Annotated in this window: 23 protein-coding genes and 1 tRNA gene; 2 read left to right on the top strand and 22 right to left on the bottom strand. The window is 66.3% G+C overall.

From position 1 onward, the window contains the following. Positions 1–89: 89 nt before the first annotated feature. The 6 genes from U1738_RS12395 to ccmC all read right to left on the bottom strand — a co-directional run bounded on the left by U1738_RS12395 (position 90) and on the right by ccmC (position 4,988). Positions 90–773, bottom strand: a complete 684-nt coding sequence (locus U1738_RS12395) for a tetratricopeptide repeat protein (RefSeq protein WP_332789353.1) — start codon at positions 771–773, stop codon at positions 90–92. Further along, a complete protein-coding gene (locus tag U1738_RS12400; protein ID WP_332789354.1) occupies positions 734–1,141 on the bottom strand; it encodes a cytochrome c-type biogenesis protein in 408 nt (135 codons plus the stop codon). Before U1738_RS12400 ends, U1738_RS12395 begins: the two co-directional genes overlap by 40 nt. After that, positions 1,138–1,665, bottom strand: a complete 528-nt coding sequence (locus U1738_RS12405; protein ID WP_332789355.1) for a redoxin family protein — start codon at positions 1,663–1,665, stop codon at positions 1,138–1,140. The genes U1738_RS12400 and U1738_RS12405 overlap by 4 nt, the downstream gene beginning before the upstream one ends. Then, complete coding sequence (locus U1738_RS12410; RefSeq protein ID WP_332789356.1) at positions 1,662–3,719, bottom strand: heme lyase CcmF/NrfE family subunit; 2,058 nt, start codon at positions 3,717–3,719, stop codon at positions 1,662–1,664. The genes U1738_RS12405 and U1738_RS12410 overlap by 4 nt, the downstream gene beginning before the upstream one ends. Further along, positions 3,716–4,162 carry a cytochrome c maturation protein CcmE gene (gene ccmE / locus U1738_RS12415; protein WP_332789357.1) on the bottom strand — a complete coding sequence of 149 codons (447 nt, stop codon included), beginning with the start codon at positions 4,160–4,162 and terminating at the stop codon, positions 3,716–3,718. The genes U1738_RS12410 and ccmE overlap by 4 nt, the downstream gene beginning before the upstream one ends. Before the next feature lie 100 nt (positions 4,163–4,262). Then, on the bottom strand, positions 4,263–4,988 hold the full coding sequence (gene ccmC / locus U1738_RS12420; protein ID WP_332789521.1) for a heme ABC transporter permease CcmC: 726 nt from the start codon (positions 4,986–4,988) through the stop codon (positions 4,263–4,265). Between the two features lie 144 nt (positions 4,989–5,132). On the opposite strand from ccmC, the gene U1738_RS12425 reads away from it, so the two are divergent. After that, positions 5,133–5,876, top strand: a complete 744-nt coding sequence (locus U1738_RS12425) for an HAD-IIB family hydrolase (RefSeq protein ID WP_332789358.1) — start codon at positions 5,133–5,135, stop codon at positions 5,874–5,876. Positions 5,877–6,023: 147 nt separating this feature from the next. Here the strand turns inward: U1738_RS12425 and U1738_RS12430 are convergent, their stop codons facing one another. The 14 genes from U1738_RS12430 to U1738_RS12495 all read right to left on the bottom strand — a co-directional run bounded on the left by U1738_RS12430 (position 6,024) and on the right by U1738_RS12495 (position 18,615). Continuing rightward, positions 6,024–7,076, bottom strand: coding sequence for a Glu/Leu/Phe/Val family dehydrogenase (locus tag U1738_RS12430; protein ID WP_332789359.1), 1,053 nt, complete (start codon positions 7,074–7,076; stop codon positions 6,024–6,026). Positions 7,077–7,097: 21 nt separating this feature from the next. After that, positions 7,098–7,174 (bottom strand) — tRNA-His (locus U1738_RS12435). A gap of 74 nt (positions 7,175–7,248) precedes the next feature. Beyond that, complete coding sequence (locus tag U1738_RS12440; RefSeq protein WP_332789360.1) at positions 7,249–7,968, bottom strand: type II secretion system protein N; 720 nt, start codon at positions 7,966–7,968, stop codon at positions 7,249–7,251. Further along, positions 7,965–8,444: a type II secretion system protein GspM gene (gene gspM, locus U1738_RS12445; RefSeq protein WP_332789361.1), complete on the bottom strand. Its 480-nt coding sequence runs from the start codon at positions 8,442–8,444 to the stop codon at positions 7,965–7,967. Before gspM ends, U1738_RS12440 begins: the two co-directional genes overlap by 4 nt. After that, positions 8,441–9,535, bottom strand: a complete 1,095-nt coding sequence (gene gspL, locus U1738_RS12450) for a type II secretion system protein GspL (RefSeq protein ID WP_332789362.1) — start codon at positions 9,533–9,535, stop codon at positions 8,441–8,443. The genes gspM and gspL overlap by 4 nt, the downstream gene beginning before the upstream one ends. Beyond that, positions 9,532–10,509, bottom strand: a complete 978-nt coding sequence (gene gspK / locus U1738_RS12455) for a type II secretion system minor pseudopilin GspK (protein WP_332789363.1) — start codon at positions 10,507–10,509, stop codon at positions 9,532–9,534. Before gspK ends, gspL begins: the two co-directional genes overlap by 4 nt. Further along, positions 10,496–11,131: a type II secretion system minor pseudopilin GspJ gene (gene gspJ, locus U1738_RS12460; RefSeq protein WP_332789364.1), complete on the bottom strand. Its 636-nt coding sequence runs from the start codon at positions 11,129–11,131 to the stop codon at positions 10,496–10,498. Before gspJ ends, gspK begins: the two co-directional genes overlap by 14 nt. A gap of 146 nt (positions 11,132–11,277) precedes the next feature. Continuing rightward, positions 11,278–11,763 carry a type II secretion system minor pseudopilin GspI gene (gene gspI / locus U1738_RS12465; protein WP_332789365.1) on the bottom strand — a complete coding sequence of 162 codons (486 nt, stop codon included), beginning with the start codon at positions 11,761–11,763 and terminating at the stop codon, positions 11,278–11,280. Beyond that, on the bottom strand, positions 11,756–12,202 hold the full coding sequence (locus tag U1738_RS12470; RefSeq protein ID WP_332789366.1) for a GspH/FimT family pseudopilin: 447 nt from the start codon (positions 12,200–12,202) through the stop codon (positions 11,756–11,758). Before U1738_RS12470 ends, gspI begins: the two co-directional genes overlap by 8 nt. A 1-nt stretch (position 12,203) precedes the next feature. Further along, complete coding sequence (gene gspG / locus U1738_RS12475) at positions 12,204–12,689, bottom strand: type II secretion system major pseudopilin GspG (protein ID WP_332789367.1); 486 nt, start codon at positions 12,687–12,689, stop codon at positions 12,204–12,206. An 8-nt stretch (positions 12,690–12,697) separates the two neighbouring features. Further along, positions 12,698–13,924 carry a type II secretion system inner membrane protein GspF gene (gene gspF, locus U1738_RS12480; protein ID WP_332789368.1) on the bottom strand — a complete coding sequence of 409 codons (1,227 nt, stop codon included), beginning with the start codon at positions 13,922–13,924 and terminating at the stop codon, positions 12,698–12,700. Then, the gene (locus tag U1738_RS12485) at positions 13,917–15,443 is read right to left on the bottom strand and encodes a GspE/PulE family protein (protein WP_332789369.1); all 1,527 of its coding nucleotides are present in this window, start codon (positions 15,441–15,443) and stop codon (positions 13,917–13,919) included. Before U1738_RS12485 ends, gspF begins: the two co-directional genes overlap by 8 nt. 140 nt (positions 15,444–15,583) lie before the next feature. Beyond that, complete coding sequence (gene gspD, locus U1738_RS12490) at positions 15,584–17,782, bottom strand: type II secretion system secretin GspD (protein ID WP_332789370.1); 2,199 nt, start codon at positions 17,780–17,782, stop codon at positions 15,584–15,586. Beyond that, positions 17,779–18,615: a type II secretion system protein N gene (locus U1738_RS12495; RefSeq protein ID WP_332789371.1), complete on the bottom strand. Its 837-nt coding sequence runs from the start codon at positions 18,613–18,615 to the stop codon at positions 17,779–17,781. Before U1738_RS12495 ends, gspD begins: the two co-directional genes overlap by 4 nt. A gap of 152 nt (positions 18,616–18,767) precedes the next feature. Here U1738_RS12495 and U1738_RS12500 point away from each other — a divergent pair, with 152 nt between their 5' ends. Next, positions 18,768–19,418 carry a prolyl hydroxylase family protein gene (locus U1738_RS12500; protein ID WP_332789372.1) on the top strand — a complete coding sequence of 217 codons (651 nt, stop codon included), beginning with the start codon at positions 18,768–18,770 and terminating at the stop codon, positions 19,416–19,418. Positions 19,419–19,576: 158 nt separating this feature from the next. Here U1738_RS12500 and U1738_RS12505 read toward each other — a convergent pair whose 3' ends face one another. Together U1738_RS12505 and U1738_RS12510 are read right to left on the bottom strand one after the other, a co-directional pair. Further along, positions 19,577–22,363, bottom strand: coding sequence for a TonB-dependent receptor domain-containing protein (locus U1738_RS12505; RefSeq protein WP_443027013.1), 2,787 nt, complete (start codon positions 22,361–22,363; stop codon positions 19,577–19,579). A 94-nt stretch (positions 22,364–22,457) separates the two neighbouring features. After that, positions 22,458–24,074: a beta-helix domain-containing protein gene (locus U1738_RS12510; RefSeq protein ID WP_332789373.1), complete on the bottom strand. Its 1,617-nt coding sequence runs from the start codon at positions 24,072–24,074 to the stop codon at positions 22,458–22,460. Between the last annotated feature and the right edge of the window lie 366 nt (positions 24,075–24,440).

The following is a 24,440-nucleotide window of genomic DNA, read 5'->3' on the forward strand; positions in this document are numbered from 1 at the left end:
CATCCCGGCGCAGGCCGGGATCTTCATGGGGCGGGCGCAACGCTCGTCCCAACAACATCCCAACCTCCATCAGACCGACGGGCAACCGGCTATCGCGCTACAGCCTGCTGCCGTTCGGCCGCTGCCAGAAATCGATCCAGCAACGCTAGTCGCTTCACCAATTCTGGATAATACGACAATGTCTTCGGCGTCAGCGCCACGGCACGCGCCCAATAGGGCCGCGCGTTCGCGAATTCCGCTGCACGAATATAAGCCAAGCCCGCGAAGAACGGCGGTGCCGGCTGCCCCGGTGCCAGTCGCGCGGCCTGCTGGAACGCGAACAACGCACTCGGCGACACCTGCCCGCCATCATGCGCGGCAAGGGCAGTGCCTAGGCCGGTCCACAGCGCATAGCTTTGCGGATATTTGTTGATCCCTGCCAGCACCCATTGCACCGCCGATCCGGTATCTCCGACGCGGGTCATGCCATCCGCCGCGATCAGATACGCACCGTCGCCGGTGAAACGGCCCATCATCGCGTCGCGCAGCGCGATCAGATCGGGATCGATCTCGATCGGATCGGCCCCCGCTTTAACCGGATGGCCCGGCAGGGCCGGTTCGCCCTGTAAGGCATAGCCGGCGGCCCCGAGCATCAGCGCGGACCCGACGAACGCCCAAAGCCCGCGCGGCAGGCCGATCCGCCACAGCAATCCGGAGATACAAGCTCCGATCACCGCCAGCATCGCCCAGCCCATCAGCCGCGCCGCCGCGTGAACAAGCCGCGCGCCAGCCACCCGCCGATCCCGATCAGGAGGAGGGGCATTAGCCATAAGGGGGCGGTGAGCCAGTTGAACGGGGGGTCGTAGGTGACGTAATCGCCGTAGCTGGCGATCAACGCATCGCGGATGTCGGTCGGTTTTTCGCCTGCCAGGATGCGTTGGCGCACCAGAGAGCGCATATCGCCCGCCATCTCGGCATCGCTATCCGCGATCGACTGACCCTGGCAGACGAGGCAGCGCAACGTGCCCATCAGATCGCGGGCGAGCGTTTCCTTGGCCGGATCGCGCAGTTGAGTGTTGGCAAAATCCGCCGGCGGCAGCTTGCTGTCGGCAAAGGCAGGCGCGGCCAACAAGGTGAGTACCAGAAGCGCCGCGGCCCTCACTTCGCCCCCTCCAGCGCCGCGAGGATTTCCGGAATATCGTCCTCGCGGATATCCCCGACATGCTGCAGCACGATCCGGCCCTTGCCGTCGATCACGAACGTCTCCGGTACGCCCGACGACCCCAAGGCCAATTGCACCGCGCTCTGGCGATCGTCGCCGATCCGCTCATAAGGGTCGCCGTTGCGCGCGAGAAAGGCACGGATCGCGACCGGCGTGTCGCGAATCGCCAGGCCGTCTACCAGCACGCCCATCTTTTTCAGCCGCAGCAACATCGGCGCTTCGGCGATGCACGGGATGCACCAGCTGGCGAACACGTTCAGCAGCCGCGGCTTCCCATCGGCGAACATCGCGCTGGACAGGCCCGGCTTGCCCGGAACGAGCGCCCCGACTGCAAAAGCTGGCAGCGTCTTGCCGACCATCGCCGATCGCACCGTCCGCTCGGCCGGCCGGGTCAGGCCGATCGCCACCACGGCGAAGATCAGCGCGAACAGCCCGAGCGGCAGCCAGATCAGCCCGCGCCTCATACATACGCCTCCCGGTACGACGCCTTGCGCTCACGCCGCACGCGCCCGATCAGCGACAGTGCGCCACCCAGCGCGATCAGCGCGCCGCCGAGCCAGATGAACGTCACGAACGGCTTCCACCACAGACGAAGCTGCCAGCGCCCCTGCCCGTCTGGCGCCCCGAGCACGGTGTAGAGTTGCCCGTCCAGCACCGTCGCGATGGCGGATTCGCTCGTCACGGTCGGCGGCGAGGCGAAGAAGCGCGATTGCGGGCGCAGCACGAACCAGTCGCCATCCTCCCCGCGCCGGATGCTCAACCGCGCCTGCAATGCCGACCAGTTCGCGCCGATGACCGGCGAGATCCCGTCCAGCCGCACGAAATACGGTCCGACACGGTGCGGCTCACCCACGCGCGCCGCGACCAGAGTCTCCTTGGTGAACGCACTTTCCGACGCCATGCCCGCCAGACTGACCGCGATGCCGAGATGCGCGATCACCATGCCCCAGGTGAACAAAGGCGTGCGGCGCAGATTGCGTTTCCAGAGCGGCGCGACGCTCGCCGCCGCCAGCCCGGCCGCCAGCGCGATGCCGAGGAACGGCAGGATCGCGATCCCGCCGGTCACGATGAACACTCCCGCCCCGGCCAGCGCCGCCGCCGCGATCGGCAGCATCATCCGCTCGACCAGTTCGTTGCCGTCGTCCCGCCGCCAGCGCAGCAGCGGCCCGGCGCCCATGATCGCGACCAGCGCCAGCGCCACCGGCCCCGCCGCCTTGTTGAAGAAAGGCGGGCCGACCGACAATTGCACGCCGAACGACGCCGCGACGATCGGATACAGCGTGCCGATCAGCACGATGCCCAGGATTACCGACAGCAGCAGGTTGTTAGCGACGAGCGCGCCTTCGCGACTGACCAGATCGAACGTCCGCCCCTGCCGCACCGTGCCGATCCGAAGGGCAAACAGCATTAGCGCGCCGCCGATATAGATCGCCAGCAAGGCAAGGATGAAGCTGCCGCGCTTCGGGTCCACCGCGAAGGCGTGCACGCTGGTGAGGATGCCCGATCGGACGAGGAATGTGCCGACCATCGACATCGAGAACGCGACCACCGCCAGCATCACCGTCCACGCGCGTAAGCCGTCGCGCGTCGCCAATACGCTGACCGAATGGAGCAATGCCGTCGCCGCAAGCCAAGGCATCAGCGAGGCGTTCTCGACCGGATCCCAGAACCACCAGCCGCCCCAGCCGAGTTCGTAATAGGCCCAATAGCTGCCGGCGGTGATCCCGAGCGTGAGGAATATCCATGCCCCCAGCACCCAGGGCCGCATCGCCCGCGCGAACGCCGGACCGACGTCGCGCGTCACCAGCGCACCAACCGCGAAGGAGAAGGCGACCGAAATGCCGACATAGCCGATGTACAAGGTTGGCGGATGGAACGCCAAACCCGGATCCTGCAACAGCGGATTGAGTCCGGCCCCATCCGCCGGCACGGGGTTCAATCGTGCGAACGGGTTGGAAGAAAACAGCAGAAAGGCATAAAAACCCAGCGCAATCGCCGCCTGCGCACCGAGCGTCGCGATCAGCGTCGGCTTGGGCAAATTGTGTTCCAGCACCGCAATCGCCGCGCCCGCCAGGCCGAGGATCGTGACCCACAACAGCATCGACCCTTCGTGATTCCCCCATGCCCCGGCGAATTTGTAGAGCAAAGGTTTGTCCGAATGGCTGTTCTGCGCAACGAGCAGCACGGACATATCGGATCGCACGAAAACGGTGATCAGCAAGGCCATCGCGAGCAAGGCGAGCAGACCCTGCACGAAGGCGATCGGGCGGACGGCCGCCATGATCTCGTGCGCACCTACGCTGGTTTGGCTAACCCCCTCGCCCCTTAACCCCGTCTGTGCTGAGCCTGTCGAAGCACTGTCCTTCCTTTCCACGGCGGAAGAAAAAGGCAGTCCTTCGACAGGCTCAGGACGGACGGCGCGGGAGTTCAGCCGAATACCGACAATCGCCAGCACCAGTTGCAACACCGCCAGCGCGGCCGCGAACCACAATGCCGCAAGGCCAGCCTCGGCGATCATGGTTCCAGCGTCTTCGTCTCGTGCATTTCGCCCGCCGCCGCCTTGACGGCTTGGGGCGGCATGTACCGTTCGTCATGCTTGGCAAGCAGGTTGGTCGCAGTGAAGCTGCGGTCGGCGTTGAATTGTCCCTCGGCCACCACGCCCGATCCCTCGCGGAACAGGTCCGGTGTCACGCCGCGAAAGGCGACCGGCACGGTCGCCACGCCATCCGTCACAACGAACGCGATCGACACGCCGTCCGGCTGGCGCTTGATCGATCCCTTCTCGACCATCCCGCCCAGCCGCACCGCGCGGCCGACCGGCGGCCCGGCCTTGGCGACATCGCCCGGCGCATAAAAGAACGCCGCCTGATCCTTCAGCGCGGAGAGCGCGAGCAGCCCGGCCCCGACCACCGCCGCGACAGCGAGCAGGGCGAGCGTCAGTCGCTGATGCTTGGGCTTCACGGCCGCTCCGCCTGCCGCATCGCCAGATAGCTGATGAGCGCCAGCGCCCCGCCCCCGGCGAGCGTCACGCCATAAGCAGCGATAATGAAAGGCCAATGGTTCATGCTGTCGCCATCCGACGCATCCGGGCCTCGGCCTTGGCAACCGCGAGCATCGCGCGCATCCGCATCAACACCACACCGGCGAAGAACAGGCTGAACCCGCCCAGCGTGAACCACAATGGCCATAGGATCGACGGATCGATCGTCGAACTGGTCAGCCCGATGCTCGGCCCCTGGTGCAGGCTGTTCCACCACACCACGGAATAGCGGATGATCGGCAGCAGCACCGACCCCGCCACGCCGTAAAGCGCGGGAATCCGCCCGTCACCGCCGCGATCGGCATCCGCACGGGCCAGCGCCATATAGCCGAGATAGACGAAGAACAGCAGCAGCATCGAGGTCAGCCGCCCGTCCCACTGCCACCACGTGCCCCAGGTCGGCCGACCCCAGATCGATCCGGTGATCAGGCAAAGCGCGGCGAATACCGCCCCCGGCAAGGCGATCGCGCGCGCCGCGATACCGGCCAGCGGGTGGCGCCAGACGAGGAAGACGATGCTCGACACCGCGATGCCGCTCCACCCGCCCATGCCGAGCCACGCGGTCGGCACATGGATGTACATGATCCGCACCGAATCGCGCTGCAGGAAGTCCGGCGGCGTCTGGGTCAGCCCCGCCCACGCGCCAAACGCGATCAGCACCACGCCACCCCAGAACAAAGCGGGCGTCAGCGGCCGCGCGATCTTCAGGAAGCGGGCGGGATTGGCGAGGGCATGGATGCTGGGCACTATCAGCAAGCGTCTAGAGCGAGTTGGCGTGCTACTCAACCGACCTGAAGGTGTCAGGCGTGCGACCATATCGCCGCTCGTCGGTTGTGCCCCCAGAACTGCCGAACGAACCCCCGTCAAACTCCCGCGAAAAGGCCCGCTGCCATGAAGAAACTCGTCGCCTTCGATCTCGATGGAACGCTCGCCGAGAGCAAGCAGGCGATCGGGGCCGACATGGCTGCACTGCTGGCGAAGATCACCACGCACATCCCGCTCGCAGTGATCTCCGGCGGGGATTGGCCGCAGTTCGAGAAGCAGATCGTCGCCCGCCTGCCCGCCGACGCCAAGCTGGAAAATCTCTTCATCATGCCGACCACCGGCACGAAGCTCTACCGCTACGATGGCGAATGGCGCGCAATCTATGCCGATGTGTTCTCGAAGGAGGAGCACGATCATATCCTGAAGGCGCTGGACGATGCGATGGAAACCGCCGGTTTCGCCGATCAGCAAACCTGGGGCGAGAAGATCGAGGATCGCGGCAGCCAGATCACCTTTTCCGGGCTCGGCCAGGATGCGCCGATCGATGCGAAGAAGGCATGGGACCCCGATTTCGCCAAGCGCAAGAAATTGCAGAGCATCTTGCAGGGCGAACTCAAGGGCTTCGCGATCAATGTCGGCGGATCGACCTCGATCGACATCACCCGCGAAGGCACCGACAAGGCGACCGCGATGGCCAAGCTGGCCGATCATTCGGGAATCGCAACCGCCGACATGATCTTCCTGGGCGACGCGATCTATCCCGGCGGAAATGACGATCCGGTACGTGCAGCGGGGATCGACACGATCAAGGTGCGTGATCCGGAAGAGACGATGACCGCGCTGACGGGGATGCTGGCGTTTATGGTGTAGCCGCTAGCCCGGACCAAGTCGGCAATGCCTTTGGCAGCACTGTTCCCCCGCGAAAGCGGGGGTCCAGGAACCACGAGCGGCATCTTTTGTAACTCTGGACTCCCGCTTCCGCGGGAGAACACCTTCGACGCTTCTAGCGGAAAAGCGTCAGCCCCGCCCGATCAGCCGCCGCGCCAGCATATCCGCCACGTCGGAACTCGGCGCGCCGCTGCGGTCGGCTTCGTCCCACACTTCGATCAGGCGCGACGGGATGCGTTCGATCCGGGCCATGACCTCGGCTTCGTCGCCTTGTCCCAGATATTCGAGGCCGACATTGATGATGCCGCCCGCGTTGATGACGTAATCCGGCGCATACAATATTCCGCGCTCGGCCAGTCGCGCGCCGTCTTCGCGCGTCCCGAGCTGGTTATTGGCCCCGCCGGCGATGACCTTCGTCTTCAGCGCAGCGATCGACGATTCGGTCAGGATCGCGCCCAGCGCATTCGGGCTGACCACGTCCGCCTCAATGCCGAGGATCGCGTCCGCCGCCGCCGTCTGCGCACCGAGTTCGTCGGCCAGTGCCTGCGCGCGACCGACGTTGACGTCGGCTAGCGTAAGGCGCGCGCCGTCCTTGGCGAGCAGCTTCGCCAGACCGCCGCCGACGCTACCGACGCCCTGGATCGCGACATGCACGCCCTGCATCGAATCGGCCCCCAGGCCGCGCTTTGCCGCTGTCTTCACGCCCAGATAGACGCCATATGCGGTGTACGGCCCCGGATCGCCGCCCGCGCTGCCCGCCGCGACCGGCAGGCCGGAGACGTGGCGGGTCTGCGTCGCGATCACTTTCATGCTCGCTTCGGACATGCCGACATCCTCGGCCGTCACGTATTTGCCGTTCAGCGATTCGACCGCGCGGCCGAATGCTTCCAATTGCGCCTGAGAAATCGTGTCGCCCGGCTTGCTCGCCAGCACCACGCCCTTGCCGCCGCCCATCGGCAGGCCGGCCATCGCATTCTTGAAGCTCATGCCGCGCGACAGACGCAGCGCATCGGTGATCGCCCGGTCGCTATCGGCATAATGCCAGAAGCGCACGCCACCCGCCGCCGGCCCGAGATGCGTCGAATGCACCGCGATCACCGCCTGCAGGCCGCTGGCCGCGTCGGTGAACAGATGCACGCCCTCGTGCGCGTCGAAGTCGGGGAAGCCCCAGTTGCTGGTCATGACATGCTCTCGGGGAAGGAATGGGGCGACCGACGGGACTTGAACCCGCAACATCCGGCATCACAAGCCGACGCTCTAACCAATTGAACTACGATCGCCGCAGAGCGGGTGCCCCTAGCGGCTGGCGGGTGGATGCGTCAAGATTGCATGCCCGTCTAAAATCCCAAACTCGCTAGAACGTACCCTCGACCGCCAGCGTGTATCCGCCTGCACTCTGCTGGAACCCGCTCATCATCAGCTTCGCACCGTCCGCCGGATCGCCCGGCCGCACGGTCAGTTCCGCACGGAAGCGGCCGGACGGCCAAAGGCGGATCGCCGCCGTTTCGTTGCCCGATTGGCTGGCTAGCGGCAGCAGCAGCGCACCCGATTCGCACTTCGCCGTGCCGCTCAGGCCCTGAGCCAGCGGCAATCCGCCGACATCGCCTGACAGCATCGCCTTCACGCGCCCCTCGGCGCGCTGGCACGATCCGTCCTGGAAGCGCACCGACACGTCGTCGAGGTCGATCCCCGTCACCGGCACCGGCGCGAACACCGTGCCGGCGGACAGCGACCCGGTCATATCGTCCAGCCCGAAACTGTGCCGGCTGACGCCGACCGCACCGTGGAGCGAGCGCGCACTCCCGCGGCTGTCGAGTGCGACCCGCGCCCGCCCGACCAGCAACTGGAACGGCGACAGGCCCGCATCGAGATCGCCGACCGACAATTCTCCGAACCGCGCCTCGCTCAGCGTGCCCCACCACACGCTGCCATCCACCGATCGCGCGCTGAGCCCCTGATCGCCGAGCCCGATCCAGCCGAGCACGAGGCGCATCGGCAGAAACGCGATCAGCGCCAAGACGAAGGCGGCGGCGAACAGCAGCCCCGGCCCGGTGGTGAGGCGGATGCGCCTCATAATCCCCGCACCTTCAGTGTCATCTGCACCGCGACGGTCTTGTCGCCATTGTTGGTGACGTTCAGCGCATCGACCAGAATGCCCGATGCTTCCAGATCGGCGATCCAGGCGAGCAGGGCCGCCGGCCGCGCCGAATTGATCGCGATCTGAACCCGATCATTGGCCAGCGGATTGGTGGAGGCGAGCGGGAAACCGGCGGCATCGGCGCGCGCGCGGACGATCGCGTCGAGCGGGCCGGACAAGGCCGGCGGCTTGTTCGCCTGCAACGCCTGCACCGCCGCGACGCGCGATTCGGTATCACCCAGCCGCACCACCGCGCCGGCAAAGCGTTCGCGGGTCGAGGACAAGGCGTCGGTCACCGGGCGGATGATCCCGCCCCAGACGATCGTCAGCAGCGCCAACGCCGCCATCACCAGCAACAGGCGCTTTTCGCGCAAAGACCGCCCGTCGAACCAGCTCTTCAAATTGGCGATCATTTCGCGCTCACCGTAATCTGTCCGCTCACCCGTCCGGCGGCGGATTCGAGCGTGCTGAGCCGGGCCGTAAAGCCCTGCGCCTCGACCCGCAGCCGCACGTCGGTGGCCTGCCCCTCGCGCTCGGTCGATAGCGTCGCGCGGACATCGCCATTGGGATCGAACGCCAGCGTCGATATCTCCGCCCCCGGCACCCCGCGCACCGCCGAGAACAACGCCGCGCCGGTGCGGGTGAAGCCAAGCCCCGCGCCTCTCAGGCGCGTCAGGCGCTCGTCCAGCTGACGATCGGCATCGTTCACCGTCTCGCCGCGCGGCAGCCCCTGCCGCGCGAGCAGATCGGCCCGCTGGTCGAGCGCGTCGGCAGCGAAACTGTATTTCACGATGCCCACCAGCGCGATGCACAGGCTGACGGCGAGGATCGCGACCGACAGCCAGCCGAGTCGCCGCACCAGCGCCCAATCGATCGCGAAGCGCCGCCGCCGGGCGAACGCGCCCTGCCGCAGGTCGAGCGTAGGTGCGGCAACCGCAGCGACGATTGCCGCCTCCAGGTCTTCGCGCCCCAGCACGGTCGGTGCCGTGCCGCCGGTGACGAGTTCGGTCAGCCGCGCTTCATCGGCAAAGCCACTGGTGACGCCGCGCACGACCCCCTCGCCACCGAGATCGGCGCGGAGGAAGCCTTCGTCCGGGCGCGGCAGCAGCATCGGCGCGGGCAGCACCGCGGCGGGATCGACCCCGTTTGCCGCCAGCGTCGCCATCCAGCCAACCATTTGCCGCGCCGACACCACGCCGATCGGACGTTCGGCATTGTCGCCTTCGCGCCCAACCGCAACGTGCAGGTCCCCGATCGGCGAGGCGCTGGCATCCGCCGCCAGCATCCGCGCCGCCGTCACCGATTGCGCGGCCGAGCGATCGGGCAGTTCCGCCCAGTGCAACGTCACCGCGCCCGCAGGAACCACGGCGACCGGCGGCGGCGCATCCGCGTCGAACCATTCGGGAAAGCCCTCGCCCCGCGCCGCGACCATATCGTCGGCGATGCGCAGCCAGCGCCAAGGCAGATCTTCGCCGGGCAGGAACAGGACGAACGTGTCGCTCATGACGGTTCGCCCCACGAGCGCGAGACGAGCCGCGCAGGCAACTTCGTCGCGTCGATGATCGATTGCTGCTGCAATTCCGCGCTGCCCACCGCGACATCGACCTGCAGTGCGAACCATTTGGTCGTTACGGCCGTCTGCGCCACCGCATCCGGCGCTGCGGTGACCGCGTTCCGCGCCGGCACTGCCCAGAACGCGGTGGTGCTTTCAAAGCCCTGTGGCGGACGCTTGAGCAAAATCTGCCGCGCGGCTTCGACGCCCAGCGTGTCGGGGAGCAGCATTGCAAACAAAGGGGCCTGCTCCGGCAAAAGCGTGTTGACGTTGATCACCGAAGGCTTTGCCACCGGCAGCGTGCAGAGCCAAGGGCGCAGCTTAGCATAAATGTCGGCCGTCACGCCGCTGACCGCGCGCAATTCGCTGATATCAGTCATCAGCGTACCGGATGTGCGATACGGCACCGCCGCGCCCGTATAGGCGCCGTCCTCAGCACCGGCCGGCAACGGAGTGTTATCGGTGTCGATCCAGTCGGCCGTCGCTGCGGCGATCCCATCGGTGACACTTGCCGACACGCCGACCAGCCGCATCAGCCGCGCGAACTGGATGCGGGCCGGCGCGTTCTCGGCATAGACGCCCGGCGCGCTTTCCGTGACCAGACCGTTGAGGTTGAAGCAATTGCCCCCGTCCCTGACGCGAGCGGTGGCGAGGCCGTTCGGCACCGGCAGGCGGAACGGCGTGTTGCTCCATCCGCCAGCCAGCGTAACGCGCTGCCCCGCCTGCCCGAGTAGATCGTTGACGCGCGACAGGGCCAGCGTTTCGGCGGCATAGCCGTAGGCGCGCGCCTGCTCCCCTGCCGCCGCATTGCCGGCGAGACGGGTGGAGAGGCGCAGCTTCTCCAGCGCGGTCGCGGCAAGTACGGCGATCACCGCGACCAGCAGCAAAACGGTCAGGAGTGCCGCGCCTCTTTCACCCGGTCGCATTGGCGTTCCCCGCGACGGTCGGGCGATATCCGGTGCCGACCAGAAACAATTGGCGGAATTCCCGACCATCGATTCGCACCAGCCGCATTTCGATCAGTTGCGGCAGCGGCGTCTTCGGCGTGCCCTGCCAGCGATCGCTCCACGCGCCGTCGATGCGATAACGCAGCGCCACCTGCCGCACGTTCGCGAGCAGGATGGCGGGCGCCAAGGCCTCCGCCCCGTCGAGCATCGGATAGGCTATGCGTTCGAGATTGCCGTCGGTCAGGCGATATTCCACCTTCTGTTCGCCGGCGCGCGGGGCGGCATCCAGATTGCTCCATCCGCCGCGCACCAGCCGCACCATCGGCACCGAACCCGAACCGGCCTCCCCGGTGAAGGCGGGCAACAGGTCGCCGGCCTCGTTGCGCGTCTGGCGATCGCGCGCCTGGGCGAAATCGGCAGACATCGCGGCGGACACGCGGGCAAGCGCGGAGACGTCGTCCAACTTGGTGCCCGTCGTCGTCTGAGCGCGAACGCTGAATGCGAGCAGCGCCACCCCGGCGGCGGACAGCATGCCAAAGATCAGGAGCGAGATCATCACCTCGATTAGGGTGAAGCCGTGTTCGTTGGGGTGCTTTCCCAATTCATTGCGCTTCCCCGGCGAAGGCCGGGGCCCAGTCGGGAGACAGAAGTTCTCGGGCGTTGCACGTCGTAACGTCCACCTTCGCGACTGGGCCCCGGCCCTCGCCGGGGAAGCCCAGGAGCGAGAGGATAAGGACACGCCAAACCTCATGACGCCGTCGCCGTCACGGCCTCCGGCGTCGGCGCGCGCACCACGGTCAGCCTTCCCTGCACATTCCCCTCGGCATCCGCCACCGCGACATTGATCCGCAGAATTCGCGCATCGCCAGTTGGTTTTGTTATTCGTGTCCAGGCCCAGCTTCGTCCGCCATTTCGTTCGATGCCTTGCGCCTGGCCCAACGCCGGCGGGCGGGCATCCGTCATCGCCTCGAACGCCACGTTGCGGGCGACCATCTGCGCGACGAGCGTAGAATCGAGAATGCCCGCCCCCCGGATCGTCGCGCTCTCCAGCCGGATCAACGCCATTGCCGCAAGGCTGAACACGGCGAGCGCGACCATGATCTCGATCAGCGTGAAGCCTTTCTCTCTACCCCGTTCGTTTCGAGCGTAGTCGAGAAACCGCCACCAACGCGCGGTTCCTGTTTCTCGACTACGCTCGAAACGAACGGAGGATGGCTGATAGGTATCAGCCACCGACGCGCACCGATCCGTCCATGCCGATCCGTACCGTTGCGCTCTCGTCATCGCGGGTCAGGCGCAGGTCGAGCGCGCGATCGGCGAGGCCGGTCGTGTCGAACGTCACACGGTCGCGCGCCAGAGTCAGCGACGGGCGCACCCCCTGCCCCCATTGCGCGACACGCAATGGTTTCTCGCCGATCGCCTGCCACTGGCCGCCAGCGCGTTCGTCGAAGCCATAGCCACCGGGCGACACCCACAGGCTCACCGGGCGCGCCTCGACGATCGCGGCGTCATGCGCGGCGCGAGCGCGCGCAGCGAAGGTCGTCGCCTCGTCCATCAAGCGCCCCCGCGGATCGGGCAAAGCCCACACCACCGCCGCCGACGCCACGCCGATGATCGCGATGACGACCATCAGTTCGACCAGCGTAAAGCCGTGTTCGGCGGCGCGCGTCATCTCATTGCCAGCTGGTGACGTCGGCGTCGCCGCCCTCGCCGCCTTCCTTGCCGTCGGCGCCGTAGGTCCAGATGTCCATCGCCCCGTGCGTGCCGGGCGAGGCGTAGAGATACGGCCGGTTCCACGGATCGACCGGCAGCTTCTTTATGTAGCCGCCACGCTGATACTTGCTCGCATCCGAACCCGCAGGCGCGATCACGAGCGCTTCGAGGCCCTGCGAGGTCGACGGGTAGGTGTCGTTCTGCAGCTTGTACATGTCCAGCGCGCCCTCGATCGTTGCGATGTCCGATTTGGCGCGCACCGTCTTCGCCTTCTCGCCCTGCGGGATGACGTTGATCGCGACGATCGTCGCGAGCAGGCCGAGGATGACGATGACGACCATCAGTTCTACGAGCGTGAAGCCGTGTTCGGCGGAACGCCTCAAGGGCGTAAAGCCGGATTCCTCGCGGGAGCGCTTGCGGATCGGGTTCGGGTCGGGGGCAATCATGACAAACCTCATTGGCCGGCAAGGGTGTTGAGCTGCAGGATCGGCAGCAGGATGGACAACACGATCGTCGCGACGATGCCGCCCATCACGACGATGATCGCCGGCTCCAGCAGCGACAGCGCCGTCGCGGTGAAGCGGTCGAATTCGCGTTCGAGATATTCCGCCGCGCGTTCCAGCATTTCATCCAGCCGCCCGGCCGCCTCGCCGCTTGCCGTCAGGTACGTGAGCAAGGGCGGAAAGACGCCGCTGCGACGCATCGCCGCCGACAGCGAGCCACCGCCGCGGATCGCGTCGACGATCTCGTCGGAGGCGGCGCGCAGGCGACGGTTATGGATCGTGCCGGCGGTGAGCGTCAGCCCTTCGAGCAACGGCAATCGGCTGGCGACCATCGTCGCGAGCGTGCGGGCCATGCGCGCGGCGTGGAGATCGCGGATCAGGCGACCGATCATCGGCACCCGCAGGATCCACGCGTCGAACGACAGGCGGATCGACGGCTGTTTCAGCGCCTGCCAGGCGCCGAAGGTGCCAAAGGTGGCGCACAACAGCAATACCCACCAATAACTGACAAGGAAACTTGACAGGCCGATAACGATGCGCGTGAGGAGGGGCAATTGCTGGCCTACGGTGTCGAATTGTTCGACCACCTGCGGCACCACGAACACCATCAGCGACGTGACGACCCCGATCGCGACGACCGACAGGATCGCCGGATATGCCAGGGTGGTGACGATCTTGCCGTTGATTTCCGCTTGGCGTTCCAGCAGCACCGACAGGCGATCGAGGATCACCGGCAGCGATCCGGAACGCTCGCCGGCCGAGACCATCGCGCGGTACAGCGGCGGAAAGCTTTTCGGCTCGCGCCCCATCGCCTCAGCGAGGCGACGCCCCTCCATCACACCGGCATGCACGGTCGCGACGATCTCGCGCACGCTCTCTTGCTCGGTCTGACGCGTGATGGTGCGAAGCGATTCCTCCAGCGGCGAGACCTGGTTGAGCGTGGCGAGCTGGCGGGTGAACAGGGTCAACTGCTTCACGCTCATCTTGCGCCGCGTGAGCGTGAAGCCGGTGACGAGCGGCTTGGCCCGCGGTGGCGCGCCGGAGCCGGCCTCGATCCGCACGACATACATTTTGCGCCGATCGAGCGCGATGCGCGCGGCGTCGATCGAATCGGCGGCGATATGCCCGCGCTGCTCGCGCCCGGCCGTATCGATGACGAGATAGTCGAAGTCAGCCACCAGCCTCGTCCACGACCAGCGGTGACGTGATCGGGGGCGCCTCGATATCCGCCATGTCGCGCCGTGAGACACGCACTGCTTCCTCCGGTGTGGTCAGCCCGTCGCGCACCAATTGCCGCGCCGCCGACCCGAGGTTCGGCGCATGCAGGAAGGCATGCCGCGCGATGATCGCCTCGTCGCCGCCGTCGTTGATCAGGCGGCGGATCGTGTCGTCGACGCGGATCGCCTCGAACACGCCGATGCGGCCCTTGAAGCCGGTTTGCGCGCAATGTTCGCACCCGACCGCTTCGTAGACCACCGTGCCGGGATCGAAGCCGAGCAACGCGGAGACGGAGCCGGTCGCCTGGACCGGGCGGCGGCAATGGCCGCACAATTTGCGCACCAGCCGCTGCGCGATCACCGCGCGCAGCGTGGAGGCGAGCAGGAACGGCTCGATCTTCATATCGCGCATGCGCGTGATCGCGCCGACCGCATCGTTGGTGTGGACGGTGGACAGAACGAGATGGCCGGTGAGCGAGGCCTGCACCGCGATCTCGGCGGTTTCGCGGTCGCGGATTTCGCCGACCATCACCACGTCGGGATCCTGGCGCAGGATCGCGCGCAGGCCAGCTGCGAACGTCAGCCCGACCTTGGCATTGACCTGAGTCTGGCCGACCCCGTCCATGGCATATTCGACCGGATCCTCAACCGTCAGGATATTGCTGCTGCCGTCGTTGAGCAGGCGCAAGGCGGCGTAGAGCGTGGTCGTCTTGCCCGAACCCGTCGGGCCGGTGACGAGGACGATGCCGTTCGGTTCGCTGAGCGCCCCCTTCAGCATCGTGTTGATCGCCGCGCTCATCCCCAGAACGTCCATGTCGATGCCTGCATTGTCCTTGTCGAGGATACGCAGCACCACCCGCTCACCCGCCCGGCTCGGTAGCGTCGAGACACGAACGTCGAGCAACTTGCCGCCGAGCGTCAGCCCGATGCGCCCGTCCTGCGGCACGCGGCGTTCGGCGATGTCGAGCCGGGCCATGACCTTGATGCGGCTGACCACCACCGGCGCGACGTGCGGCGGCATGCGCAGCGTCTCGCGCAACACGCCGTCGATGCGCATGCGCACGACCAGACCGGTTTCGTACGGCTCGACATGGATGTCGGATACACCGTTGCGCGCGGCATCGGCGATTATGCCGTTGATCAGGCGGATCGCCGGCGCGTCGTCGGCGGTGTCGAGCAGATCGTCGGCGGTCGGCATATCCCCGGCGAGCATGTCGAGTTCGTCGCCAAGTCCGAGCGTTCCGGCGGCGACGGCGGCGGCCTGACCGTCCATCGCATAGCGATCCGACAGCAGGCGATCGAACGCGTCGGCGGCGACGAATTCCACGTCGAACGGCCGCGCGAGATGGCGGCGCAGTTCGAGCAGCACCTTGGGGTCCGAGCCTTCGCGCATCGCGATGGCGGTATGCGTGCCCTCGCCGGGTTGCAGCACGACGCCGAAGCGGCGGGCGAAGGCGTAGGGGATGGCGAGCATTTCCATCACTTCTCCCCTCCCGCTTGCGGGAGGGGTCGGGGGAGGGACTGTTTCAAGATCAGCACCTGCCAAAGGAAGCCCCTCCCCTAACCCCTCCCGCAAGCGGGGGGGGGATATGTCGCTCTCCTGGCCCGCGCGGATCTGCATCACTCGCCCTTGCTTCTGATGACCCGCGTCGATTGCCGCTGCACCGGCACGCCGACGCGCGGATCCTCGATGCTGCCGTCCTTGCCCGCCGGCGGCAGCGGTGCGGCGGCCCCCATATAATCGCGGACGAGCTGGTCGATGCTCGGTTCGACGTCCGGATTCTGCCCGGCCTGTTGCAGTCGGAGATAGCCGTAGCGCTGTTCGGTCACGCGGCGCTGGTCCTCGGGCGTGCGCAGGATCGTCGGGCGGATGAAGATCATCAGATTGGTCTTGGTGCGCTGCTTCGCCTTGGAGCGGAACAATTGGCCGATGCCGGGAATATCGCCAAGCAAAGGAATTTTCTCGATCGTGCGCCGCTCGTCGTCGCTCAGCAGCCCGCCGATCACCGCGATCTGGCCGTCATCGACCGTCAGCGTCGTCTCGACTTCGCGCTTGTTGAGGATCAGGTCGCTATTGTCGCCGCTCACCGGGCCGGCGATGCTGCTGACCTGCTGGTGCAGGAACAATTTGATCGCGCCCGACGAATTGACCTGCGGCTTCACCTCCAGCTGGATGCCGACATTCTCGCGCTGCACGGTGCGGAAGGCGTTGTCGAAATTGGTACTGAGCGCCTGCCCGGTCGTGATCGGAATTTCCTGCCCGACCAGAATGCGCGCCTCCTGATTGTCGAGCGTCGTCAGGCTCGGGGCCTGAAGCAGGTTGGAGGTCGTGTCGCTCTTCAGCGCATTGATGATCGCGCCGAACACCGTGCTGCCGACCTGCGTGCCGAACCCGCCGATGCCGCCGGTCGTGCCGAGCAACGAACTGATCGCCGACTGGGTGAGCGAATCGCTGACGCTGCTGTTCGTGCTGGTGGTGACGGTGCTGCCGTTGATCGTGGTGGTCGTGGTGTTGAGCTGTTGCGCGCCGATTGCACCCGCGATGGTCAGCAGGTTCGGCGCGGAATTGGAATAGCTGGTCGAGGCGAGCACGCCGCCGTCCAGGCTGGCAGCGAGGAATTGCACGCCAAGCTTGCTCGCCGTCGCGTCGGACACTTCGGCCACGATCGCCTCGACCAGCACCTGTTCGCGCCGCGTGTCGAGCTGGCGGATCACCTCCGACAATTGCCGCTGCACCTCGGCGGGCGCGGCGATGACGATCGCATTGGCCCCGGCGAAGCGCGTGACGACGGAGGCGGTACGCCCGCCCTCCGCGACGATCGCGGCCTGACCGGGGGTGCCGCCGCTCGATACCTGCGCGGCCGGCTGCTGCTGCACCTGTTGCTGGCTCACGGAATTTTGATTGGCACCGTTGGCGCTGGTGCCGCCGAAATTGGAGCGCGACAGCGTGTTGCCGCTGGTGGTCGGCTGGGTCGGCGTCTGGCCGACGAGTTGCTGCAGCACGGGCAGCAGCTGTTCGGCATCGGCGTTTTCGAGGAACTGAACCTTGATCTCGGTGCCGTTCTTGGCGCGCGCATCGAGGTCCAGCGCGACGGCGGCGAGCCGCGCGACCGAGGCGGCGTCACCGCGCAACGCGACCGAATTCGAACTGGTGACGGCGACGACGCTGACCCCGCCGGTGGTGGCGGTGCCCTGCCCGCCTTGCTGGCCGGCGGTGAGCGCGGTTAGGGCCGTCGCGATCTCGCGCGCGCCGGCATTCTTCAGCGCGATGACGCGGGTGGCGGCATTGTCGGTATCGATCCGGCGCAGCACTTCCTTCACACGGCGGACATTGTCGGCGAAATCGACCACCACCAGGCTGTTGCCGCCGCGATTGGCGCTGACCGACCCTTGCGCGCTGACCAATGGCCGCACCGTCTCCATCGCCGATTGCGCATCGACCGAACGCAGCCGGACGATCTCGGTGACGAGGCTGTTGCGGTTGGCACCGCTCGCGCCGACTCGGCTCGGCTGGCTGGCGGCATTATCGATCGGCTGCACGCGAAACGCGCCGCCCGCGGCCGGCACCGCGACCAGGCCGTTGGCGCGAAGCGTCGAGAGGAAAATCTCGAAATATTCGGAACGGCTCAAGGGGTGATCGGTGACCACCGTCACCTTGCCGGCCACGCGGCTGTCGATGATGAAGGTGCGGCCCGTCACCTTGGCGGCATCGGCGATGAACGCACGGATATCGGCATCGCGCACGTTCAGCGTGGTCTGCGCCAATGCGGGGGTCGCCAGCGCAAGAGCGAGCGCGGCAACTAGGATCGGTTTTTTCATTGGCCCGCTATCGTGATCGCAAGAGGAAGGGTGTCGGTGCCGCGCTCTACCGTCAGCGACAGCGTGCCGCCATTGCCATATTGCGCGGCAAGGCGTTCGATATCGCCCTGCCCGGTCACCGGGCGGCCGCCGATCGCGGTGACGATGTCGCCGTCGCGCAGACCCGCCTGGCGGAACGCCGCGCCCGATCCTTGCGAGCGCACGACGAGGCCGCTGACCCGGCCCGAATCGATGCGGGGGATGAAGCCGATATCGCTCTGGATCTGGGCGAGCTTGATGCCGTTGCCGCCGGGTGGCGGCGGGCCGGCGAGCGACATTGCGGGCGGGCCACCGGCGGGCGGCGCTACGGGCGTGACGGCACCGGATTGATCGAGGAACAGATCCTCGTCCGTCCCGCCGCGCGAGACGGTGACGTGATCGAAGGCGACGGATTTCAGCTTTACGCCGGTGCTAATCTCCTCTCCGACTGCGACGCTCATCTGCACGCCGTCCGGCCCGGCGACGATCGCCGATCCGCCGCCGGTCGCATCGTCGATCCGCGTGCCGAACAGAGTGAGTTGCAGCGACGTGACGACCGAGGGCTTGGCGTCGCCAGCGCTCAGACGGAAGAACGGGTCGAAGCCGCGCAGGATATCGCTCGGCGATCCCGCGACGCCGGGCTGGTTCGGGCGCCAGTGGCCGAGCGGCGTCACCGGCGTGACGATCGTCCACACCAGCCGCGCGCACTGCACCGCCAGCGCGGCGAGCAGCACAAGCTCGAGCGCCGAATAGAGATTGGTGCGCGGCAACCGCCGGAGCAGGCGTCGCGCGCGGGCGTCGAGTTCGAGGCGCATTGGAATTCCCTGCGGATCACGCTCTGCTACGGGGCCCGTGTTACAGTTGGATGGCATGGATGTGAACTGGTTGTGACGCAGTGTTTGCGATTGTCCGGGCATGCGATTGTTCGGGCTGGCGAATCCGCCGCGTCTTTGGCATTCGCATCGGCATGGCGTTGTTCGGCTGCGGCCACCCCTCGGACTCGATGATCGAGCATCTGCGCGCGCAACCCGGCGTGCAGCGCGTGCCCAGCCCGAAGCTGACCTTGTTCCTGCGCAAGGGCTTCCTTGAGCCGGAGCTATGTGCGGGCATCGTTGCGCTGATCGAGGCGCAGCGGCGACCCTCGACGATCTCCGATCCCAATGGCGACGCCGCCTTCCGCACCAGCGAGACGTGCGACCTGAACCCGGCCGATCCGTCGGTGATCGAGGTCGAGCGGCGCATCATGGAATTCACCGGCCTTGACCCCGCGCATGGCGAACCGATGCAGGGGCAGCGCTACGCCGTGGGGCAGGAGTTCAAGGGGCATACCGACTATTTCGAGCCGCAAGGCGCGGATTTCGCGAAATATTGCAGCGTTGCCGGGCAACGGACCTGGACGGTGATGATCTACCTCAACGATCCGGCGGCCGGTGGCGCGACGCGCTTCAAGACGATCGACAAGATCGTGCCGCCGGAACTGGGCAAGCTGCTGGCGTGGAACAATCTACGCACCGATGGGACGCCGAATCCGGCGACGATCCATCAGGGGATGAAGGTGCGCGCCGGGGTGAAGTACGTGATCACCAAATGGTTTCGGGAGAGACCGTGGGGGTTTTGAGAAAGCGCCACCACTGCCCCCGCATCCTGCCGTCATGCTGAACTTGTTTCAGCATCCATCGTGCCACAATCACCGCCTTGGCTCGCGGAGAGATGGATCCTGAAACAAGTTCAGGAAGACGGCGGTGTGCGTGGAGACGCCTGCCGTCCCCCGAGCAATCAGAACGTCGTGCTCAAACCGACCGAGAACGTCCGCCCGAGCTTATACAGGTTGGTATAGACCTTGTTCCCGCCGGCGAACGTCTGCCCTTCCTCATAGCGCGTGCCGGTGAGGTTGCGCGCCTCCAGCTTCAGTTCCCATTCGCCGCCGACCACCTTGAACCCCTGCCGCGCGACGAGATCGACGCGGATGCCGGGTTTCTCGATCACGTCGGGCTGGAAGCCCACGCCGCTCAGGTTCGATGGACCACGATTGGTCACGCGCTCGCTCGCATAGTTGAACAGCAAGGTGACCTGCGACAGCGACGCCCTGTCCTCGATCCCGAGTTGCAGGTTGACGAGATGATCCGACTGGCCGGTGAGCGGTGCGCCGTCGCGGAATTGCAGGCCGGCGGGGCCGAAGCCGGGCTGGCAGCCGCCCAACGTCTGGCCGAGCACGTTCGGCGCGCATTGCGCATCGGCGGTGATCGAGGATTTCGAATAGGTGTAGTTGGCGATCACCAGCGCGCGACGGCTGGAGAAGAAATCGCTGTCGAGGAAATCGAGCGGGAAGTATTTCTGCACCTCGATCTCGCCGCCATACAGCTTCGCCTTGGGCAGGTTGGTGAAGCCGGTCTGCAACCGATCATCGGCACCGGTGTAGAAGCCGACCTGTTCGACCGGATTCTTGATGTTCTTGTAGAAGCCACCGAGCGTGAAACGCTGGTCACGCGCGAAGAACCATTCGTAGCGCGCCTCGAAATTGTACAATTCCGAATCGACCAGACGCGGGTTGCCGAAGAACAGGCGGTCCGATTCCGGATCGCGGAACTGCTGCGGCGCGAGTTCGCGGAATTGCGGGCGCGAGATTGTCTTGGAGGCACTCGCGCGGAGCTGCATGTCGCGGGAGAAATTCCACGTCGCGGTGAATGCGGGCAGGAAATAATCGTTGTTCAGCCGTGTCGTCGTGGTGCCGATGGGCGTGACACGTTCGTCCGCAGTTTCGTAGCGCACGCCGAGCGTGGCGCGCACGCCATCGAGCAGTTCCGCCTCGACCTGGCCGTAGCCGGCATGGATGCGCAACTTGGCGTCATAGGCATAGGCACCGAGCGGCGTGCTGAACTGCAACTGGATCTGGTTGATGGCGATCGAATCGAGCGACAGCAGATAATCCGGGCGCAGCAGATTGTACGGGAAGCCCGGCGCGGTGCCGCCGCCGTTCGCGGTCTGATAGTTGAATTGCAGGCGGGTCGAATTGCGCTGCGTGTCCGAGAAATAATAGCCTGTGGACAAAGTCACCGGACGGCCGACATCCAGCTTGTAGGTCAGGTCGCCCTGCCCGCTGTACAGATTCTCGTTCAGGCTGCTGAAGATGATCGAGGCGAAGGGCGAGAAACGCTGCGTCACCTGGTATGCGCCGTTGCACTGCGCGCCGCCAATCGTGTTCGGTTGCGTGACGGTGATCGGCAGGCCGGTGGTGGTGGCGGGCGCGCAGAGATAATCGAACTGACGCTCGTACGGCGCGTCGCGCTTCGAATTGGCATAGGCGCCGCGCACGTCGAGCTTCAGCGCGTCGGTCAGCTTGAATTCGCCGACCAACTGCCCCTCCATCAACTGACGTTCGAACCAGTTGGTGTTCTGCTGAAAACGTAGGCCGCTGGAATTGTTGTAGAGCGTCGCCGACGATCCACGGCCCTGCTTCAGCGTATCGTGGATGTAGACGCCGGTCGCGCGGATCGTGTTCGGGCCGAATTCGTACCCCAGACCAAGCAGCGCGTTGGCGACGATGCGGTTGTCGGTCAGCAACGTGTTGTAATCGTTGCGCAGCGTGCCGTCCGCAGAGACGCTGTCCTGCTGGCTCGTCTGGCGGGTGCGGAACGTGTTGCTAGCGCTGACCGAGGCGATCAGGCCGAGCCGGTCGCCGCCGCCGAGATCGAACACCGCGCCGCCGCTCAATTCGCCCGACCAATTGGCCGGCAGGTTCGTGTTGCGCTGGAGCAGGGTCGTCTGGGCATTGTTGAGCTGCGCGACCTGCGCGCTCGGAATGATACCGGTGCCGTTGGGGGCGTTGGTGATGAAATCGGGCACCTTGCGCGCACCGCTGTCATAACCGGTCCAGTCGCTCTTGCTGCCGCGATAGGTGTAGCCGAGGCCGCCGGTCGTCACCGTATCGGCGGTGATCGAGGCACCGGCGGAGAGGAAATTCTTGGTCGGAATCGCTTTGGTCGTCAGGTTGATGACGCCACCGCCGAATTCGCCGGGATAGTTCACCGAATAGGTCTTCTGCACCAGCGCCGATCCGACGATGCTGGTCGGGAAGATGTCGAGCGGCACCGAACGGCGCAGCGGCTCCGGGCTCGGCAAAGGCGAGCCGTTGAGCATCGACGACGAATAGCGATCGCCGAGACCGCGCACATAGACGAAGCCGTTGCCGACGACGCTGAGGCCGGTGACGCGCGACAGGGCGCCGGCGATATCGCCTTCCCCGGTACGCGCGATATCCGCCCCCGACAGGACCGAGACGACCTGCGGCGTGGCGCGGACGACGTTGGGGATGTTGCGCCCGACAACGACGATCTCCTGCGCAGCCTCGGCATCATAGCCGGGGCTGGAGACCTCGACCTGCTGTTGCGGATCGCCACTCTGGTCCGGCGCGGGTGCTTCGGCGGGCGCGGTTTGCGCGGGCGGCGGAGCGGCAGGCGTCGGCGCGGCTTGCGCGAACGCGGCCGGGGCCAACATCGTGGTGGACAGAAGAAGGAGCGCCAACCGCCCCCCTGCTTTATCATTGAATGCGCGGCGGCTCTGCATGGCCTGTATCCCTGAATCGATCGTCATATGCCGATGTCGGGGCGGCACTTCTGGCCGCCCCGACATTCCCGCTCATTGGCCGCAGCGCGCCCGCTCAGCGGCCCTGGCAGCTGAAGTAGACCGAGTTGAACACCGGCGGTCCGACATCCTGCAGCGCCGCGTCCGCCGGGCGGATCGTCGTGCGGCCACCGGCGGTCTGTTCACCCGCGATGATGTTCACGCAGGCGACATTGGCCACCGTCTTCACCACACCGTTGACGAAGGTCATGTCCGCACCGCCGCGCAAGCGGATCGCGGCCGGCGCAAGGGCCGTCTGGATGAAGGTGAAGTTGGCGTAGCGGCCGAAGGTGCGCGGCAGCAGATCCTCGGCATTGTTCGAGTCGATCTCGGTCGAGAACGAGTCGGCGGTCGCGCCGACCAGGCGCTGCGCCGCGATCATGAACTGGATGTAGCCGCGATAGCCGTTGTCGATATCGAAGCCGTCATCGTCGGCACCCGTGATCGCGATATACTTCAAGTTGGTGGTGCCACCGAAGATCTCGATCCCGTCATCGGCCGAATTGTGGCTCTGGACGTGATCGATCACGGTGCCCGAACCGGTGCCGCCGAGCGTCAGACCCTGAAGCTCGTTGCCGTCGCTGATCGCGATGCCGCTATAGCGGATCTGCACGTACTGGAACGCACCGCTGCTGTCCGCGGCGGTTGGCCCGCCATAGAAGCGGCCGGTGACGCCCTCGATCGCGAGCTGGCAGGTCGGACTGGACCCGGCGGCGTTGTTCGGCCCGGTGCCGGTGGCGCAAACGGCAACCGGAGCGCGGCCGAGCAGGATCACGCCGCCCCATTGCCCCTGCGACGCATCGCTGACGCCGTTGGCGGTGAGGTTCTGCTGCGAGGTAAAGATGATCGGGTTGGAAACGGTGCCGACCGCGTTGATCTTCGCGCCGCGATTGACCAGCAGCAGATCGTTGGTCGCCTCGCTCGAATCGGCGGCGATGACGACACCCGGTTCGATGTTGAGCACCGCGCCCGAATCCGCGCCGGTCGTGCCGACATCGGTGCCGACTTCGGTCTGGCCGCGCAGGCGGTAGAAGACGCCGGCAACCTTCGGCAGGTTGAGCGTGCCGGTGATGACGCTCGGCAGGCGGCAGGCGCGGAACGTGGCGACCAGGCCATCGTCGATCGTGCCGGTCGGGCAGGCCGCAGCCGAACCGCCGGTGCCGACTGCGGGGACCGCGGTGCAGCGCGCGCCGGACCCGCCGAATTCGGCCGAGGTGGAGTTGCAGGTCCAGGCCTGGAATGCGGTGTCGGTCGGGCCGTTCAGCGCGCCGACGAAATTGGTGCTGGTGAAGAAGCTGTTGATCGTCGACGGGTCCATCGCCGGAGTCAGCGACATCGCGACGGTCGGGTACACGCCGTTCAGCATGTTGGTGCCGCTGACATTATTGTTCGTGCCGGCCGTGACCAGAGCGAGCTGTTCGTCGGCCGTGATCGAGATGGTGTTGACGGTGGTGACGGCGGCGAACTGCGCGGCGGTGATCGCGGTCGGCGACGGCGTGGGCGACGGGGTCGGCGATGGCGCGGGTGCCGGCACGTTGATGACGACCGAACCGGCCCCCGGCGAGGCGACGTCGCTGGCGCCGCTGCACCCGTTGAGCGCGAGAGCCGCGCTGCTGGTCATCAGGACGAGGCCGAGGCGCTTGTAGCTGGACATGAAATTCTCCGATCCGGCTGTCGCGCCGGGTTGACCTGTGGGCTGGCTGCCCAACAGCGCGACTCGGATCATCCCCCCGCCGGCTGCATGACGCGACTAGGCGGGGCCTGTGACGGCAAGACGCGGATTCGGAGACTCGGGAATGACGTTGCGATGACTTATTTGTGACTGTTGTTACGGATAAGTGACGACCCACCCCCTTATCCAGTTCATATCGCTTCCCCGGCGGAGGCCGGGGCCCAGTCGCGAAGGTAGGTGTTACGAAGCGCAGCGCCCGATCACTTCTGCTTCCCGACTGGGCCCCGGCCTCCGCCGGGGAAGCGCCAAATACGATTGTCGTAAATGGATAATCGTCGAACCGGCCCC

The sequence above is a fragment of the Parasphingomonas caseinilytica genome (assembly GCF_036663755.1).
Lineage (GTDB): Bacteria > Pseudomonadota > Alphaproteobacteria > Sphingomonadales > Sphingomonadaceae > Sphingomonas.

What these genes read in the sequence shown, in the direction of transcription:
- U1738_RS12405 (WP_332789355.1), bottom strand. Translation starts at nt 1,665, where the DNA reads ATGAGGCGCGGGCTGATCTGGCTGCCGCTCGGGCTGTTCGCGCTGATC.
- U1738_RS12410 (WP_332789356.1), bottom strand. Translation starts at nt 3,719, where the DNA reads ATGATCGCCGAGGCTGGCCTTGCGGCATTGTGGTTCGCGGCCGCGCTG.
- U1738_RS12425 (WP_332789358.1), top strand. Translation starts at nt 5,133, where the DNA reads ATGAAGAAACTCGTCGCCTTCGATCTCGATGGAACGCTCGCCGAGAGC.
- U1738_RS12430 (WP_332789359.1), bottom strand. Translation starts at nt 7,076, where the DNA reads ATGACCAGCAACTGGGGCTTCCCCGACTTCGACGCGCACGAGGGCGTG.
- U1738_RS12440 (WP_332789360.1), bottom strand. Translation starts at nt 7,968, where the DNA reads ATGAGGCGCATCCGCCTCACCACCGGGCCGGGGCTGCTGTTCGCCGCC.
- gspM (WP_332789361.1), bottom strand. Translation starts at nt 8,444, where the DNA reads ATGATCGCCAATTTGAAGAGCTGGTTCGACGGGCGGTCTTTGCGCGAA.
- gspL (WP_332789362.1), bottom strand. Translation starts at nt 9,535, where the DNA reads ATGAGCGACACGTTCGTCCTGTTCCTGCCCGGCGAAGATCTGCCTTGG.
- gspK (WP_332789363.1), bottom strand. Translation starts at nt 10,509, where the DNA reads ATGCGACCGGGTGAAAGAGGCGCGGCACTCCTGACCGTTTTGCTGCTG.
- U1738_RS12470 (WP_332789366.1), bottom strand. Translation starts at nt 12,202, where the DNA reads ATGACGCGCGCCGCCGAACACGGCTTTACGCTGGTCGAACTGATGGTC.
- gspG (WP_332789367.1), bottom strand. Translation starts at nt 12,689, where the DNA reads ATGATTGCCCCCGACCCGAACCCGATCCGCAAGCGCTCCCGCGAGGAA.
- U1738_RS12485 (WP_332789369.1), bottom strand. Translation starts at nt 15,443, where the DNA reads ATGGAAATGCTCGCCATCCCCTACGCCTTCGCCCGCCGCTTCGGCGTC.
- gspD (WP_332789370.1), bottom strand. Translation starts at nt 17,782, where the DNA reads ATGAAAAAACCGATCCTAGTTGCCGCGCTCGCTCTTGCGCTGGCGACC.
- U1738_RS12495 (WP_332789371.1), bottom strand. Translation starts at nt 18,615, where the DNA reads ATGCGCCTCGAACTCGACGCCCGCGCGCGACGCCTGCTCCGGCGGTTG.
- U1738_RS12500 (WP_332789372.1), top strand. Translation starts at nt 18,768, where the DNA reads ATGGCGTTGTTCGGCTGCGGCCACCCCTCGGACTCGATGATCGAGCAT.
- U1738_RS12505 (WP_443027013.1), bottom strand. Translation starts at nt 22,363, where the DNA reads ATGCAGAGCCGCCGCGCATTCAATGATAAAGCAGGGGGGCGGTTGGCG.
- U1738_RS12510 (WP_332789373.1), bottom strand. Translation starts at nt 24,074, where the DNA reads ATGTCCAGCTACAAGCGCCTCGGCCTCGTCCTGATGACCAGCAGCGCG.